The organism is Halosimplex aquaticum (genome assembly GCF_028747785.1).
In the GTDB taxonomy this organism is placed as follows: Archaea; Halobacteriota; Halobacteria; order Halobacteriales; family Haloarculaceae; genus Halosimplex; species Halosimplex aquaticum.
Genome location: NZ_CP118158.1, coordinates 631,745 through 646,874, shown reverse-complemented (window position 1 = coordinate 646,874; position 15,130 = coordinate 631,745). Strand labels below are relative to the sequence as shown.

Below are 15,130 nucleotides of genomic sequence, written 5' to 3'. Positions count from 1 at the left end.
CGGCCGACGGTCATATCACGGCGATCTGTCTAAATCCCGATTCCCGCCCGTCAGGGCGTGACGTAGCCAGTACCGAGCGATCTGCGATCAATTGTCACACTTCGATGTTCGAAAGCTTTAAGTATTTTTCGTACTTACGTGGTGTTAGGAACAGCGAGACCGGAATATATGGTTTTCGCCACCGGTGACTCGCTCCCGAACCCATCATGAGTGACACGTCAATTCGAACCAGCGCGGAGGAGCAGACCCCAGAACGACTGCAGGAGGAGACCGAGTCCGAGCAGACGAGCGAGCGAGAGTGCCCCGAGTGCGGCGGCCGCCTCGACGCCGACACCGAGCACGGCGAGACCGTGTGTTCGGAGTGCGGTCTCGTGGTCGAGGAAGACGAGATCGACCACGGCCCCGAGTGGCGGGCGTTCAATCCCTCGGAGAAAGACGAGAAGTCCCGCGTCGGCGCACCGACGACGAACATGATGCACGACAAGGGCCTCTCGACGAACATCGGCTGGCAGAACAAGGACGCCTACGGCAACTCCCTGTCGTCCAACCAGCGCCAGAAGATGCAGCGCCTGCGCACGTGGAACGAGCGCTTCCGCACCCGCGACTCGAAAGAGCGCAACCTCAAGCAGGCCCTCGGCGAGATCGACCGCATGGCCTCGGCGCTCGGGCTTCCGAAAACGGTCCGCGAGACCGCGTCGGTCATCTACCGCCGCGCGCTGGAGGAGAACCTTCTCCCCGGCCGCTCGATCGAGGGCGTCGCCACGTCCGCGCTGTACGCCGCCGCGCGGCAGGCCAACACCCCGCGTAGCCTCGACGAGATGACGGCCGTCTCCCGCGTCGAGAAGATGGAGCTCACCCGGACGTACCGCTACGTCGTCCGCGAGCTCAACCTCGAGATCAAGCCGGCCGACCCCGAGAGCTACCTACCGCGGTTCGTCTCGGACCTGGGCCTCTCGGACGACACCGAGCGCCGCGCCCGCGAACTCATCGAGAGCGCGCGCGACCAGGGCATCCTGAGCGGCAAGAGCCCGGTCGGCCTCGCGGCCGCCGCAGTGTACGCCGCCGCGCTGCTGACCAACGAGAAGGTCACCCAGAGCGAGGTCAGCGGGGTCGCCAACATCTCCGAGGTCACCATCCGCAACCGCTACAAGGAGCTCCTCGAAGCCGTCGACGCCCCCGCCTGAGGCGGGTCGAGGACGCGACCTAGCGGGTCGCGGCCGCACTGATGGCTTCTCGACGACGTGTCGCTCGCGGCGACCGGGTCGCCGCACCGGTCTTTTTATTTTGCGGGCGTGCGTGTGGGTATCACGCATGGAGGAAGCGTACGTCAGATTGCTCTGTCCGGAATGTACCAAAGACTGGGAATCGACGCCGACGGATCTGCCGGAGCACACCGACGTCTATCACTGTCCGAACTGTCACGCGAGCAGGCGGCTCGCGGAGTTCACGCGGACCGACCGCGACCTACAGACGCTGAAAACGCTCAGTTAGGGCGAGCACCCCGTTAGCCGCTCGTCGCGGACCGCGCGCCGCAGGCCTCACACCGCAGGAGGAGCGCTCCTCCTTCGCGCTCGAAGTGCGTGTCCGGGAGGCCACACTCCGGGCAGAGGACGAACTCGTCGGCGTACTCGTCGATCGCGTTGCTGACTCGGCGGACGCTGAACTCCCCGGTGAGGCGCGCGCGCCCGCTCTCGTCGATGTGACCGCTCGTCCCGATCTCGTTCTGCAGGAACTGCATGACGTGGTCGTCGTCGCGCCCGAGCGTGTCACACGTGTCCTGGAAGTTCTCGTAGACGGTGACGTTCCCCTCCTGACGCAGGTCGGGGTCGGGCACCTCGAACCGGTCGGAGCTCCCCTCGATGTCCGGTGTCTCGTCGAGCGCCCGGTCGAGCATGTCGTCGTAGTCCATACCGATGAGAAGCCCGTCCCCGGGTAAAAGTCTTTCAACCCGGCCCGACTGGCCGGAATCCGGCCGCCCCGACGCGGTTGTGGAACCGGCCGAGTCGATATCGGGGGGCTTTTGTACACGGTTTATGAGAAGGCGCATGTTAACGCGACTCAGGATACTACTATTACCCTCCAGCGGCTAGGACCGGTTGACTATGAAAAAGCAGGAGCTCATTCACCTTCACGGCCTGCTTGCTCAGGTGGAGAATCACTACGAGATGGAGACAGGCGACGAGGTGGAACACGACAAGTACACCGAACTCGGCGTAAAGCCGACGTCCATCCACAAATCGAAAACCGACCACAAAAACGCTGTTTTTGCGCTGGCGAAGGGTATCACGTCCGAGATGGAGACCGAGTCGCGCGAGCGCGTCCCGGCCTCCGCTGACTGAACGAGCAGTCCCGTTCTGTCGGACCCACTACTATCGACTGACTGCTGTCTCTCCCGTTTTCGGCTCGTTCCGACGGCCGTTCTCTCGTCTGACTCGTGGGACGCCCGTCCGTTCAGCCAGTGAACCGCTCGTCCGTTCAGCCGTCGCTCGGAAGCGATCCGACCCGAGAAAGTGAACTGCAGGTTCGCGTCCCCGACGCCTCACGACTCGTCGATGAGTTCCTCGAACTCCGGCAGAACCTCGTCGTCCTCCCGGTCGTCGGAGGCATCGCCCGATTCGTCGGCCGTCTCGTCTGACGGCTCGTCCGACCCCTCGTCGCTCGTCGAGTCGTCCGCGTCGCCAGCCGAATCGGCCTCGTCGTCCGATTCGTCGTCTTCGTCCTCGTCGTCGATGACCTCGATCTCGAGGACTTCCAGCGGGATGTTCTCGAGGCGCTGGCCGATCTCCTTGCGTGCGATGCGGGCCGCGTGCTCCTCGCGCTCGACGTTGAAGACGGTGATCTCCAGTTCGAGCGCGACGAGGCTCTCGTCTGCGGCGATGAACGCGGGCTCCAGCCCCTCGCCGCAGTGGGGACACGACCGCTCGCCCATGTTGATCTCGACGTAGTTGAGGTCCGGGTTGAGCATCTCGCCGGTCTTCGAGATGGCGATCCGGACCGCCTCGTCCTCCGTCTCGACGTCGTAGACGGGGACTGCGGCCTCGACGACGACTCTGCAGTTCATAGATCCGTATTTGTCTCGCAGCGACATGAAGGTTAGCCTCGATAGCACCTCACATACCTGCGAGTCGCTCACGGCATGCGCCGGCCCCGTGGTCGACTCGTCTCGAAAGGGAAATGCCGACCCCGCGCCTTGTCCGGGTATGAGTACGGAGCGCGGCGCCCTCGCTCTCTCGGAGTTTCCCGGTCCGTTCGACCTCCAGTCGACAGTCGAGAGCGGCCAGTCGTACCTCTGGGACCGCCACGACGGCCTGATGTACGACGAGAGCGCCGTCTACGGCGGCGACCACTGGTACGAGACGGTCGTCCGCGTCGACCACAGCGGCGCCCGCGCGACCCCCGCAGAGCGGTGGGCCGAGGGCGAACCCGTCGTCGTCCGCGTCCGACAGGTCGACGACCGCCTGGAGTGGGAGTCGTCGATCGATCCCGTCCCCGTCCTCCGCGAGCGCCTCCGCCTCGACGACGACCTCCCCGCCATCCGCGCGGCGACGCCCGACGACGACCTGATCGAGCGCGCCTTCGACGCCTACTGGGGGATGCGCCTCGTCGACGACCCCGCCGTCCCCTGCCTGGTCTCGTTCATCTGCTCGGCCCAGATGCGCGTCGGGCGCATCCACGGGATGCAGCGCGAACTGGAGCGCGCCTTCGGGACGACCGTCGAGTTCGACGGCCGGACCTACCACGCGTATCCGACGGCCGAGCAACTGGCCGCGGCGACCGAGGCCGAACTGCGGGACCTCGGACTCGGCTATCGCGCCCCCTACGTCCTCGACACCGCGCGCATGGTCGCCGACGGCGAGGCCCACCCCGAAGAGGCGGTCGGCCTGGACTACGAGGACGCCCGCGAGTCGCTGACGCGGTTCGTCGGCGTCGGCGACAAGGTGGCCGACTGCGTCGCCCTGTTCTCGCTCGACTACCTCGAAGCCGTGCCGCTGGACACGTGGATCCGCTCCACCATCGAGGAGTACTACCCCGAGTGTGACCGGGGCAACTACGCCGACACTTCGCGGGCCATCCGCGAGGCCTTCGGCGGCGAGTTCGCCGGCTACACGCAGACGTACGTGTTTCACTACCTGCGGTAGCGCAGAAACGCCGAGAAGCGGATGAGGAAGCTCGACTCTAGCGCTCGTCGACGGGCGTCCACGAGCGGTCGTGGTCACCGACGTAAGCCGACAGCGGGCGGATGAGGCGGTTGTCGTCGAGCTGTTCGAGCGCGTGGGCCGTCCAGCCACCGACCCGAGAGACCGCGAAGGTGGTCGTGAACAGTTCCTTCGGGACGCCGACGCCGTCGAGCAGCGCCGCCGTGTAGAACTCGACGTTCGTGTCGAGGCGCCGCCCCGGCTTGTGCTCGGCGAGCAGGTCGACCGCCACGTCCTCGAAGTCCCTGATGGTCTCGAAGAAGTCCGCGTCGCCGGCTTCCCCGTAGAACTCGGCGGCGGCCGCCTCCAGGACTGCCGCACGCGGGTCCCGGACGCGGTAGACGCGGTGGCCGAAGCCCATCAGGCGCTCGCCGGCCTCCAGTTTCTCGCGCACGTAGGCCTCCGGGTCGCCGCGCTCGTGGACCGTCCGGAGCATGTCGAGGACGGGGCCGGGTGCGCCGCCGTGGAGCGGCCCCTTGAGCGTGCCGACCGCCGCCGTCGCCGCCGAGACCACGTCTGACTCCGTCGAGACGACCGTCCGCGCGGTGAACGTCGAGGCGTTCAGCCCGTGGTCGATCACCGTGTTGAGGTACGTCTCCAGCCCGCGGACGGCGGGCTCGTCCGGTTCCTCGCCGGTGAGCATGTAGAGGTAGTTCGCCGCGTGACGCAGGTCCTCGCGGGGTTCGACGGGTTCGCTGCCCTCGCGGTAACGCCAGTACGTCGCCACGATGGTCGGGAAGACGGCGATCACCCGCCGGGCGTCGGCCTCGGGGTCTTCCGCGCCCGTTCCCAGGTTGGCCGCCGCCGCGCCCATCCGCAACGCGTCCATCGCGGGTTTCTCCTCCGCGGCGGCCCGTCGCAGCACCGCGCGGACCTCGTCGCCGACCTCGCGCCGGCCGGCCAGGTCCGCTCTGAACTCGTCGAGTTCCTCGGCCGACGGGAGCCTGTCGTGGAAGAGCAGGAAGACGCTCTCCTCGTAGGTCGCCGCCCGCGCGAGTTCGTCCACGGGGAAGCCGCCGATGGTGAGTTCGCCCTCCTCGCCGTCGATATCACTCAGCCGGGTCTCCGCGACCCTGATCCCCTCGAGTCCGCGGTTCAGGTTGCCATCGCCCATGCCAACCTCTCTGCGAGAGACTACCATAGCTCTGTTGGAATACTTTCGTCGATCGCGGCACACTCCTCCAACCCCTAGCAACGATCGGGCGATTTCACCTCCATTTGTTCAATTGTCGACGCAGGTATCGACAGCCGTGCTACAACCCGAGACAGGTGCCGGCGGAGCGTCCGGTCGCGTTCGGCGCCGAATCGGTCGTCGGTCGCGAGGCCAACCGACGCGGCGTTTTTTCAGCCCCGAGGCGCTACCGACCGACGATGACAGACCGCATGCGCGCTCACGTCTGCGTCTCGGGGAAGGTACAGGGCGTCTACTACCGGGCGACGACACGCGACGAGGCCCGCGAGCGCGGCGTCGACGGCTGGGTGAAGAACCTCGACGACGGCCGCGTCGAAGCGGTCTTCGAGGGGCCCGAGGACGCCGTGGAATCCATGGTCGAGTGGTGTCACGAGGGGAGTTCCCGCGCCCGAGTCGACGACGTGGAAGCCGAGTACGGCGAACCGGAGGGGATCGACGGATTCGAGATCCGGCGGTGACTGGCCGCGGCGGCCGGGTCGCGGGCTCCCGTCCGAGTCGGTCACTCCAATGCGTCGGCGATGGCCCGGTCGAGGTCGGCCCGCAGGTCCGCGGCGTTCTCGATGCCGACGCTGACGCGGACGAGACCGTCCCGCAGGCCGGCCGCCTCGCGCTCCTCGGCCGGGATGGCGGCGTGGGTCATCGTCGCAGGCTGTTCGATCAGGCTCTCGACGCCGCCGAGGCTCTCGGCCAGCGTGAACACGTCCGTGGTCGAGACCACCTCGGCGGTCTCCTCTAAGGTGGCGTCGAGTTCGAACGAGAGCATCCCGCCGAAGTCGTCCATCTGCGCGGCCGCGAGGTCGTGCTGCGGATGGGATTCGAGCCCGGGGTAGTACACCCGCGAGACGTCGGCGTGGTCGTCGAGCCACGCCGCGAGGTCGCGGGCGTTCTCGCAGTGGCGGTCCATCCTGACCGGCAGAGTCTTCGCGCCCCTGAGTGCGAGGAAGCAGTCGAACGGACTCGGCGTCGCGCCGACGCTGTTCTGGTAGAAGCCGAACTGCTCGTCCAGCGCGGCGTCGTCGGTGACGAGCGCGCCCGCGACCACGTCCGAGTGGCCGCCGACGTACTTCGTCAGCGAGTGGGCGACGATGTCGGCGCCACGTTCGAGCGGTCGCTGGAGGTACGGTGTCGCGAACGTGTTGTCGACCGCGCAGAGCGCCCCGTGCTCGTGGGCGATGTCGGCCAGCGCCCCGATGTCGTTGATGCGCATGAGCGGGTTCGTCGGCGTCTCGACCCACAGCAGTTCCGTGTCGTCCGTGACGACCTCCCTGACGCGCTCGTGGTCGGTGGTGTCCACGAACGTAAAGGAGAGGTCGTAGTCCTCGTAGACCTCGCGGAAGATCCGGTGGGTCCCGCCGTAGACGTCGTCGCCGGTGACGACGTGATCGCCCGCGTCGAAGCAGTTGAGGACCGTGTTGATGGCGGCCATGCCGCTGGCGAACGCGCGGCCGAAGGCGCCGCCCTCCAGGTCGGCGAGGTTCTCCTCCAGGTCGGTGCGCGTCGGGTTGCCCGTCCGGGAGTACTCGTAGCCGCGGTGTTCGCCGGGGGCGTCCTGTTCGTACGTGGAGGTTGCGTAGATGGGCGTCATCACCGCGCCCGTCTCCTCGTCGGGTTCCTGGCCGGCGTGGACGGCGCGGGTCTCGAATCGTTCCGCCGGCGGCGTGCCGGACGCCGCGTCACGCTCGCTGTTCGCCACGTCGTCCGTATCGGTCACCTCGTCCGCGTCGGTCCCGTCGTCGGGGTCGCTCTCTCCTGTCACGTGTGCTCACTCCAGTCCTCGAAGCTGCCGTAGATGTCCTTCGAGAGGTACCGCTCGCTCGAATCGGGGAACACCGTCGCCACCGAGTCCGCGGGCGCGTCGATCTCTCCCCCGTCGATAGCCTCGGCCACGCGGCGCGCGGCGACGCTCGCGGCGCCCGCGCTCGACCCGACGAGGTGACCCTCCTCGGTGGCGAGGCGCTTCAGCTCCGCGTGGGCCGCCCGGTCGCTGACCTGGCGGACCTCGTCGACCAGGTCGGGGTCGAACAGCTCGTTTCTCTCGGGGTCGTGCGTGCCGATGCCCTCGATCAGGTAGTCCCGGTCGTCCGAGTCCCCTCCGAGCAGCGTCGCGAACTCGGAGCCCTCCGGTTCGACCGCGACGACGTGGATCGCCGGGTCCTGCTCGCGAGCGTACCGGGCGAGGCCCATCAGCGTCCCCGCGGTGCCGACGCCGGCGACGACTGCACCGACCGCGCCGTCGAGGGCGTCGAAAACCTCTGGCGCGGTCGTCTCGTAGTGGGCTTCGACGTTGAGGGGGTTCGAGAACTGCTCGGGGACGACCGCGTTCTCGCGCTCGGCGGCGATGTCGTAGGCGCGGTCGATCGCGCCGGGGATCCCGTCGTCGGTCGGGGTGGTGACGATTTCCGCGCCGAGGGCGGCCATCAGGCGCTGCTTCTCGACGCTGAACTTCTCGGGGACGACGAACACCGCCTCCAGGTCGAGCTGGCCCGCGGCGATCGCCATCCCGATGCCGGTGTTCCCGGCCGTCGGTTCGACGACGGTGCCGCCCGGGGCGAGGTCCCCGCGGTCGAGCATGGCTTCGAGCATGTAGCGACCGATTCGGTCCTTGACGCTCGCGCCGGGGTTGAACGACTCTACCTTCGCGTAGACGGGGACGGCGTCCGGGGCCGCGTGTACCCGGACGAGCGGCGTCTCGCCGACGGTCGCCAGCACCGAGTCGAGCGGTTCGCTGTGTGCTGTCATGCTGAGCGAGCGCGGGCGCCGGGGGCGATACACGTGCCCGCGAGACAGGGATCGTTGCCGCGGGACGCGTAAATACCTCGGGCCGGCGACTGCCGCCGATCCACTCGCCGTCACGTACTGTCGAGGCCCCCACCCTTTTCAGCGGGGCGAGCGAACGCTCGCGTATGATTACTGGCAGCGAGATGGCTGTCATCGACGAGAACGCCGCGGCCATGGGGGTCCCGCGCAAGCAGTTGATGGAGTCGAGCGGGCACGCGGTCGCGCGAGCGGTCCGCGAGGTGGCCGACGCTGACGCGAGCGTGCGGGTCGTCGCCGGCCGGGGGAACAACGGCGGCGACGCGTTCGTCGCGGTCCGCTTTCTCGACGGGTTCGACGTGACGACGAGCCTACTCGGCCGACCTGACACCATCACGACCGAGATCGCCCGGGAGAACTGGGCGGCGTTGGCCGACGGCGAGTACCGTACCGACGCCGTCCGCGACTCGGCGGCGTTCGACCTCGGCGACCCCGATATCGTGGTCGACGCGATGCTCGGGACCGGGATCCGCGGCGACCTCCGCGAGCCCGAACGGACCGCCGCGGCGGCCATCAATGACAGCGACGCGACGGTCGTCTCCGTCGACGTCCCCTCCGGTCTGAACGCCGAGACCGGCGAACTGGCCGAGACCGCGGTCGAGGCCGACCGCGTGGTCACCTTCCACGACACCAAACCCGGCCTCGACGCGCTCGACGCCGACGTCACCGTGGCGGACATCGGGATCCCGGCCGCCGCCGAACGCTTCGTCGAGCGGGGCGATCTCATGCGCCTGGACGACCGCGACCCCGGGAGCCACAAGGGACAGAACGGCGAGGTGCTCGTCATCGGCGGCGGCCCCTACGCCGGCGCGCCGGCTCTCTCGGCGAAAGCCGCGCTCCGTGCCGGCGCCGACCTCGTCCGCGTGGCCTGTCCGATGGTCGTCGGCCGGGAGTTACAGGGGTTCGGCGAGGACCTCATCGTCCGCCCCTACCAGGGCAAACAGCTCGAACCGCGGCAGGTCGGCTTCCTCCTCCAGATGGCCCGCCACCACGACGCGGTCGTCATCGGCCCCGGGCTCGGCGACGCGGAGGAGACGCTCGAAGCCGTGGAGGGCATCCTGTCGGGGTACTCCGGGACGGCGGTCGTCGACGCCGACGCCCTCGCGCGCGTCCCGCAGGTCGACACCGACGCGGACCTGATCTGTACGCCCCACCAGGGCGAGTTCGCGAAGATGGGCGGGCGAGTGAGCGACGACTGGGAGGAGCGGGCGAACTTCGTCGAGCGCTTCGCCGCCGACCTCGGCCAGGTCGTCCTCGTCAAGGGCGCCTACGACGTGGTCTCCGACGGCGAGACCACCCGGGTCAACCGGACCGGCAACGCCGGGATGACCGTCGGCGGCACCGGCGACGTGCTCGCCGGGATCACCGGCGCGCTCGCGGCGACCCAGGACCCGCTCGACGCGGCCGCGATGGCCGCCTACGCCAATGGCCGCGCCGGCGACCGCGCCTTCGAGGAGCGCAACAACGGCCTCGTCGCCACGGACCTCCACGACGAGATCCCCGAGGTCCTCTGGACCGACCGAGGTGGCGAGGCGTGAGCGGGGACGACTCTGAGGACGGTCCGCCGGCTACTGACGCCGACCTCACTCACACAGACGAGTCGGGCGAGGCCCAGATGGTCGACGTCGGCGACAAGCCCGACACGGCCCGCCGCGCGGTCGCCCGCGGGACGATCCGGTTGCGCCCAGAGACGGTCGCGGCCGTCCGGAACAACGAGGTCGAGAAGGGCGACGTGCTCGCGACGGCTCGCGTCGGCGCCATTCAGGCGGTCAAGCACACCTGGGAGACGATCCCGATGTGCCACCAGATCCCGATCACAAACGTCGACACCGAGTTCGAGTTCGCCGAGGACGTGATCGAACTGTCCGTCGCGGTCGAGACGACCGGGAAGACGGGCTGCGAGATGGAAGCCCTGGAGGGCGTCACGACCGGCCTCAACGTCGTCTGGGACATGGTGAAATCGGCGGAGAAAGACGGTGACGGGAACTACCCCGACACCGGCATCGAGTCGGTCGAAGTCGTCGAGAAGACGAAGCGTGAACTGTAGGCCGAGTCTCAGGCGGCCGCGATCCGGGCGCCGCAGTCGGTAGACCGACAAGTGTCCCGTCCCAGTGACGATCCATGCCGACAGTCAGCGAGACGTACCTGGAGAACCGATGGCGCGTCCAGCCCAACCACGCGAACAACTACGGGACCGTCCACGGGGGCAACGTCATGAAGTGGATGGACGAGCTCGGCGCGATGGCGGCCATGCGCTTCGCGGGCGAACCCTGCGTCACCGCCTCGATCGACCAGATGGACTTCCACCGACCGGTTCCGACCGGCGACACCGCCGTCATCGAGGCGTTCGCCTTCGACGCCGGACGCACGAGCGTGAAGGTCCACCTGCGGGCCGCCGGGGAGAACCCGCGGACCGGCGACCAGGAAACGACCACCGAGTCGCAGTTCGTCTTCGTCGCCATCGACGAAGACGGCAAGCCGGTTCCGGTCCCCGACCTCGCCGCCGACGACGAGCGGTCACAGGAACTGCGAGAGCGAGCGCTCGCCTGGCGGGACGAACATCACCGCGACGGATAACGAGTCGTCCCCTCAGGCAGAGGCCTCGACCAGTTCGCCGGCCTTCGCCCGTGACCGCTCGACGACGGCCGGGCGGGCCTCGAACTCGACGACGACCTGGTCGCCGTAATCGACCGAGTCGACCTGCGCGTGGTCGTGGATCCACGAGACGACGGACATCGTCTCGTCGGTCATCGGCAGGACGAGCCGCTCGCGCTCGTAGTCGGGGAGCTCAGCGTGGATACGCTCGCGCAGGTCGTCGACCCGTTCCCCAGTCCGAGCGCTCACCGATACCGGATTGGGCGCGAGCGCGGACAGCGCCTCGCGCTTGCGCTCGATCTCCTCGTCGTCGACTTTGTCGATCTTGTTCAGGACGGTCACGATGGGCGCCTCGTTGCGCTCGTAGAGGGTGTCGTGACACGTGACCAGTTTCTCGCGTATCTCCTCGACGGACTCGCTCACGTCGACGACCAGGAGGACGAGGTCGGCCCGGTACACAGAGTCGAGCGTCGACTTGAACGACTCGACCAGCCAGTGGGGCAGGTCGGAGATGAACCCGACCGTGTCGGTCACGAGCACGTCGCGCTGGTCCATGTCGGCCCGGCGGGTGGTCGTCCCGAGCGTCGTGAACAGGCGGTCCTCGGACTCGGCGGTCGCGTCCAGGTCCGGGTGCAGGTCCTCGTTCTCGTCGACCTCGACGTCCTCGGCCAGCCGGCGGAGCAGCGTCGACTTCCCGGCGTTCGTGTAGCCGGCGAGAGCGACGAGGTCGAAGCCGGACTCGCGCCGTTGCTCGCGGCGGTGTTCCTCCGTCTCCTCGATCTGTTCGAGTTCCTCGCGGATCCGGGATATCTGCGCCTTGATGTCGCGTTCGCGGCTCTCGTCGTACTCGCCGAGCCCCATGAACCCCGGTCGCTCGTCGCGCCGGGCGAGGCTGGCCTTCGCCTCCGCCCGGGGGAGTTCGTACCGCAGCTCGGCGAGTTCGACCTGCAGTTGCGCCTTGCGCGTCTGGGCGCGTTGCCCGAAGATCTCCAGAATGAGCCGGAAGCGGTCGATCAGGCGGACTCCCTCGGGCAACTCGTTCCCGACGTTGTACGTCTGGTAGGGGCCGAGCTGGTTGTCGAAGATGACCACCGTCGCCTCTGTCTCGACCACCCTGCGCGCGAGCGTGGCGACTTTGCCCTCTCCCAGGTGCGTCGCCGGGTCCTCCGTTCGGGTCTGGGTCACCTCACCCACCACGTCGTACCCGGCCGCCCGCGCGAGGTCGCGGATCTCCGTCGTGTCCGGCCGTCCGCTGTCGACGCGCTTCGCGACGACAGCACGCCGTTCGGTCTGTGGCTCCGTCACTCGCGCGGGAGTACGTCGCCCGCGTATTTAAACTCTGGTCGACGCGGAGTCCAGTCGCAGTAGCTGGCCGAGAATCGGCGCCTCGGCCGGTACAACGCGGATCCCGTTCGGCGCGCTCGGCCGATAGGACGAGATTACCCGGCGGTAGGCGCGGGCACAAGAACCTTATTCCGTGCCCGATACCGGGCAGGATATGGTAGACATCGGTCTGCAACAGATCGGGCTGGAACTAGGTTCGGGCGCCGTCATCGGGGGGCTGATCGGCTTCACCGCGAAGAAGGTCGCGAAGATCGTCGCGTTCCTCATCGGTCTCGAACTGGCGCTGTTCAAGTTCCTCGAATCCCAGAGCATCCTCACCGTCGACTGGAACCGCCTCTCGGCGGGCCTGGTCAACGCGAGCACCGCGGCAAGCGACGCCGCGACGGCCAACCAGCCGCCATCCGTCGTGATGAGTTTCCTCTCTATCATCCCGGTCAGCGCGGGCTTCACCGGCGGCTTCTTCCTCGGTTTCAGAAAAGGATAATACCGCGCGAACGGCGGCCGCGAACGATTCTCCGGACGAGTCGAATCCGCTGGGTAGCCGTCGTTACGGTACGGCGGTCGGCGTCTCCGTCAGCGGGCCGCCGGGCTCGCCGCCGTCGCCACCGGCACCACCGTCGGCACCGCCGCTGTCACCGCCACCGAAGCCGCCGTTACCCATTCCCCCACCGGCCTCGGGGACGCCCTCCTCTTTGTCGCCGGAGACGAGGAACTCGAGGAGGTTGCTGATGAACCGTTCGTTGTCCATGTCGTAGCGCTCCGAGGTCTTGAGGAACGACGTGTCCGCCACGAGGACGAAGTTGCCGTTCTGGGCGGCGACGGGGTGTTGGCCCGCCTGCCGCCGGTCGAGCGTCTTGCTACCGGGCAGCGCGCGGAGGCGGACCTGCGCGCCGTTGCCGGTCTGCACGACGGTCCCCGCCGAGTCGAACGTGACGTTGTCCACGCCCTGGGTCAGCGGCGAGTCGCCGTCGGGGCTCGCGACGACGCTCTCGTAGTTGTTGTCGTTGCGGTCGTCTTGCATGTTGTAGACGCCCTGCGAGCCGAGCCGGAGCCCGAACTCCTCGGCGAGGTCCTGCGCACCGAAGCGGACTTCCGATACCTGGGCAACCAGACCGCTGCTCACCTGCAGTTGCGGGGGTTCGCCCAGCGCGACGATGCGACCGCCGGCGTCGGCGTACGCCTTCAGCCCCGCGATCTGTGCGTCCGAGTACGACGAGGTCGGCTGGACGATCAGGACGGCGTCGTACTGCTGGAGCGTCGCGTTGTAGCTGCTGGACCCGAACCCGCCGTTGCTCCCGCCGCCGGCGGCGAAGTCGACCTCGTGGCCGGCTTTGGACAGCGCCTGGGCGAGCGGTTCGATCTCCGACTGGGAGTACTGGTTGCCGTGACTGCTGTCGACGAGGATGCGTTTGTCCTCGCCGCCGGATTCCACCGAGATATCGCCGTCCTCCGGAGCGCTCGTCGCGATGGCGTTCTCGGGCTTGAACTGCTCGGGCGCCTGGCCCTGGATGTCTTCGCCGTCGGACGGTGCCGCCGAGTCGGAGCCGCTGAGCGTCGAGACGACGGCCGTCCCGGCGAGGATCACCGCGATCACGAGCACGAAGACGCCGAGCGGTTTCAGAACTTCAGTCGCTTTCATTGGTGTTCACCTCCTGAGCGTCCTCCGTGACGGGGACGCCCCAGACCGCGTAGTACGTGACCGGTCGCTTGAACTCCGTCCCGTCTTCGCCGGACTTGTCGACGTAGACGACGTTCCCGTCGACCTTCTCCGCGCCCTGCGACAGCAGGATGGTCCCGCCGGAGGGCGTGATCGGCTCGTTGTACCGGACGTTGTACTGGCCGTTTTCGATCCCGTCCGCCTGCGAGGCCGCGTGTTCGATGGCCGAGTGGAGGTCGCCCGTTTCGTCGGCGAACCCGTTCTGGACCGCCGTCGGGCCGATGTACGCGTCCCCGTGGGCGACTTCAGCGCGCGAGAGCGACAGGTTCGCTCCGCGGTGTTTCATGATCGTGTCGACGAAGGCGTTGTGGAGCGTCTCCATCTCCTCCCGGAACTGGTCTTTCTCGTAGGTCGCCTTGTCCGGACCGGTCCGGAGATACGTCTTGCTCTGGGCCGAGGCCTGTTCGAGCGAGCTCAGCGGCGCGCTGACGATCACGCCGATAGAGCCGACTGTCGAACTCGGCTTGACGTAGATGTGGTCGGCGGGCGAGATCCCGAAGTACCCGCCGGAGGCGGCCGTCCCCTCGACGTAGGCCATGACCGGCATCTGTCGAGCGGTCCGGTTGACCGCCAGGTAGAGTTCTTCGCTCGATGCGACGGGCCCGCCGGAGCTGTCGATCCGCAGGACGACCGCCTCGACGGAGTCGTTAGTTCTCGCTTCCCGGAGGTCTTCCTTGACGTCGTTCACCGGGCCGGCACTCGTGCCGGCGCGCAGCGTGATGACCGACACCGTCGGCTCCCCCGAATCGCCCGAAGAGGACTGCGTCGCACTCCAGACGACAGGCGCGAGTACGGTTGCAATCAGGACGGCGACGACCACGACGATCACGTACAGCACCGTAGTCGTCCCGGCCGAGTCGCTTCTGTCCACCATACACCCGTCCGGACGGACGACCCCCTCATGAAGGTTGTTCAATCTAAAAATCTGTTTGACGTATTCCGCCCATCGCCCGCAGAATGAACGGAGAGCGGCCGATTCGTCCTTTCATCTGAGTAAGGTCATCCTACAGGTGCATACTTCACTCGTCGCAGGCGCCGACCGACGGCAGTGTGAACGTTAACTCGTTTCCGACTCAGCGGGTGTTTATTAGCTATCGGCGCGTGGCTACGTCTATGCCCGAAATTCAGGTGTCGGACAGTCTGTACAGCCAACTGGAGGAGGTCTCCGACGGCCGCGACCTCGACGCGGCGATGTGGGAGATGGTCTACCTCTTCCAGCGCGGGAACAACCCCTCCGAGTAAGTCCCTCGGCCCCCGTTTTCCGTCACGTTT

At 67.7% G+C, this 15,130-nt stretch carries 18 protein-coding genes; 10 read left to right on the top strand and 8 right to left on the bottom strand.

Translation table 11 applies throughout. The features are described from left to right. The first annotated feature begins 206 nt into the window (after positions 1–206). Positions 207–1,184, top strand: coding sequence for a transcription initiation factor IIB (locus tag PSC72_RS03170; protein WP_274324441.1), 978 nt, complete (start codon positions 207–209; stop codon positions 1,182–1,184). 127 nt (positions 1,185–1,311) lie between these two features. Continuing rightward, on the top strand, positions 1,312–1,491 hold the full coding sequence (locus PSC72_RS03165) for a DUF7836 family putative zinc-binding protein (protein ID WP_274324440.1): 180 nt from the start codon (positions 1,312–1,314) through the stop codon (positions 1,489–1,491). Between the two features lie 13 nt (positions 1,492–1,504). On the opposite strand, the gene PSC72_RS03160 is transcribed toward PSC72_RS03165, so the two are convergent. Beyond that, the gene (locus PSC72_RS03160) at positions 1,505–1,909 is read right to left on the bottom strand and encodes a translation initiation factor IF-2 subunit beta (RefSeq protein WP_274324439.1); all 405 of its coding nucleotides are present in this window, start codon (positions 1,907–1,909) and stop codon (positions 1,505–1,507) included. A gap of 193 nt (positions 1,910–2,102) precedes the next feature. On the opposite strand from PSC72_RS03160, the gene PSC72_RS03155 reads away from it, so the two are divergent. Continuing rightward, positions 2,103–2,339: a UPF0058 family protein gene (locus PSC72_RS03155; protein ID WP_274324438.1), complete on the top strand. Its 237-nt coding sequence runs from the start codon at positions 2,103–2,105 to the stop codon at positions 2,337–2,339. A gap of 200 nt (positions 2,340–2,539) precedes the next feature. On the opposite strand, the gene PSC72_RS03150 is transcribed toward PSC72_RS03155, so the two are convergent. Next, the gene (locus PSC72_RS03150; protein WP_274324437.1) at positions 2,540–3,061 is read right to left on the bottom strand and encodes a DUF555 domain-containing protein; all 522 of its coding nucleotides are present in this window, start codon (positions 3,059–3,061) and stop codon (positions 2,540–2,542) included. 139 nt (positions 3,062–3,200) lie between these two features. Between PSC72_RS03150 and PSC72_RS03145 the strand changes: the two genes are divergently transcribed. Continuing rightward, complete coding sequence (locus PSC72_RS03145) at positions 3,201–4,139, top strand: DNA-3-methyladenine glycosylase family protein (protein ID WP_274324436.1); 939 nt, start codon at positions 3,201–3,203, stop codon at positions 4,137–4,139. A 37-nt stretch (positions 4,140–4,176) separates the two neighbouring features. Here the strand turns inward: PSC72_RS03145 and PSC72_RS03140 are convergent, their stop codons facing one another. Then, positions 4,177–5,310 (bottom strand): citrate synthase, encoded by a 1,134-nt coding sequence (locus tag PSC72_RS03140; RefSeq protein WP_274324435.1) that lies wholly within the window; start codon positions 5,308–5,310, stop codon positions 4,177–4,179. 257 nt (positions 5,311–5,567) lie between these two features. Between PSC72_RS03140 and PSC72_RS03135 the strand changes: the two genes are divergently transcribed. Beyond that, a complete protein-coding gene (locus PSC72_RS03135; protein WP_274324434.1) occupies positions 5,568–5,846 on the top strand; it encodes an acylphosphatase in 279 nt (92 codons plus the stop codon). A 41-nt stretch (positions 5,847–5,887) separates the two neighbouring features. Here PSC72_RS03135 and PSC72_RS03130 read toward each other — a convergent pair whose 3' ends face one another. Further along, complete coding sequence (locus PSC72_RS03130; protein WP_274326237.1) at positions 5,888–7,081, bottom strand: cystathionine gamma-synthase; 1,194 nt, start codon at positions 7,079–7,081, stop codon at positions 5,888–5,890. Between the two features lie 59 nt (positions 7,082–7,140). Then, on the bottom strand, positions 7,141–8,127 hold the full coding sequence (locus PSC72_RS03125) for a PLP-dependent cysteine synthase family protein (RefSeq protein ID WP_274324433.1): 987 nt from the start codon (positions 8,125–8,127) through the stop codon (positions 7,141–7,143). Positions 8,128–8,291: 164 nt separating this feature from the next. Here PSC72_RS03125 and PSC72_RS03120 point away from each other — a divergent pair, with 164 nt between their 5' ends. The 3 genes from PSC72_RS03120 (at position 8,292) to PSC72_RS03110 (ending at position 10,779) form a co-directional block, all read left to right on the top strand. Then, positions 8,292–9,740: an NAD(P)H-hydrate dehydratase gene (locus tag PSC72_RS03120; RefSeq protein WP_274324432.1), complete on the top strand. Its 1,449-nt coding sequence runs from the start codon at positions 8,292–8,294 to the stop codon at positions 9,738–9,740. A 77-nt stretch (positions 9,741–9,817) separates the two neighbouring features. Beyond that, positions 9,818–10,249 (top strand): cyclic pyranopterin monophosphate synthase MoaC, encoded by a 432-nt coding sequence (gene moaC / locus PSC72_RS03115; RefSeq protein WP_274326236.1) that lies wholly within the window; start codon positions 9,818–9,820, stop codon positions 10,247–10,249. Between the two features lie 74 nt (positions 10,250–10,323). Beyond that, entirely contained in the window at positions 10,324–10,779 is a 456-nt protein-coding gene (locus PSC72_RS03110; RefSeq protein ID WP_274324431.1) for an acyl-CoA thioesterase, read from the top strand. 12 nt (positions 10,780–10,791) lie between these two features. Here PSC72_RS03110 and hflX read toward each other — a convergent pair whose 3' ends face one another. After that, positions 10,792–12,102 (bottom strand): GTPase HflX, encoded by a 1,311-nt coding sequence (gene hflX / locus PSC72_RS03105; RefSeq protein WP_274324430.1) that lies wholly within the window; start codon positions 12,100–12,102, stop codon positions 10,792–10,794. A 193-nt stretch (positions 12,103–12,295) separates the two neighbouring features. On the opposite strand from hflX, the gene PSC72_RS03100 reads away from it, so the two are divergent. Next, complete coding sequence (locus tag PSC72_RS03100; protein ID WP_274324429.1) at positions 12,296–12,625, top strand: FUN14 domain-containing protein; 330 nt, start codon at positions 12,296–12,298, stop codon at positions 12,623–12,625. 63 nt (positions 12,626–12,688) lie between these two features. On the opposite strand, the gene PSC72_RS03095 is transcribed toward PSC72_RS03100, so the two are convergent. Beyond that, on the bottom strand, positions 12,689–13,780 hold the full coding sequence (locus tag PSC72_RS03095; RefSeq protein ID WP_274324428.1) for a DUF4350 domain-containing protein: 1,092 nt from the start codon (positions 13,778–13,780) through the stop codon (positions 12,689–12,691). Then, positions 13,767–14,732, bottom strand: coding sequence for a S49 family peptidase (locus PSC72_RS03090; RefSeq protein WP_274324427.1), 966 nt, complete (start codon positions 14,730–14,732; stop codon positions 13,767–13,769). Before PSC72_RS03090 ends, PSC72_RS03095 begins: the two co-directional genes overlap by 14 nt. Before the next feature lie 239 nt (positions 14,733–14,971). On the opposite strand from PSC72_RS03090, the gene PSC72_RS03085 reads away from it, so the two are divergent. Then, positions 14,972–15,100 carry a phosphohydrolase gene (locus tag PSC72_RS03085; RefSeq protein ID WP_274324426.1) on the top strand — a complete coding sequence of 43 codons (129 nt, stop codon included), beginning with the start codon at positions 14,972–14,974 and terminating at the stop codon, positions 15,098–15,100. Positions 15,101–15,130 lie beyond the last annotated feature (30 nt).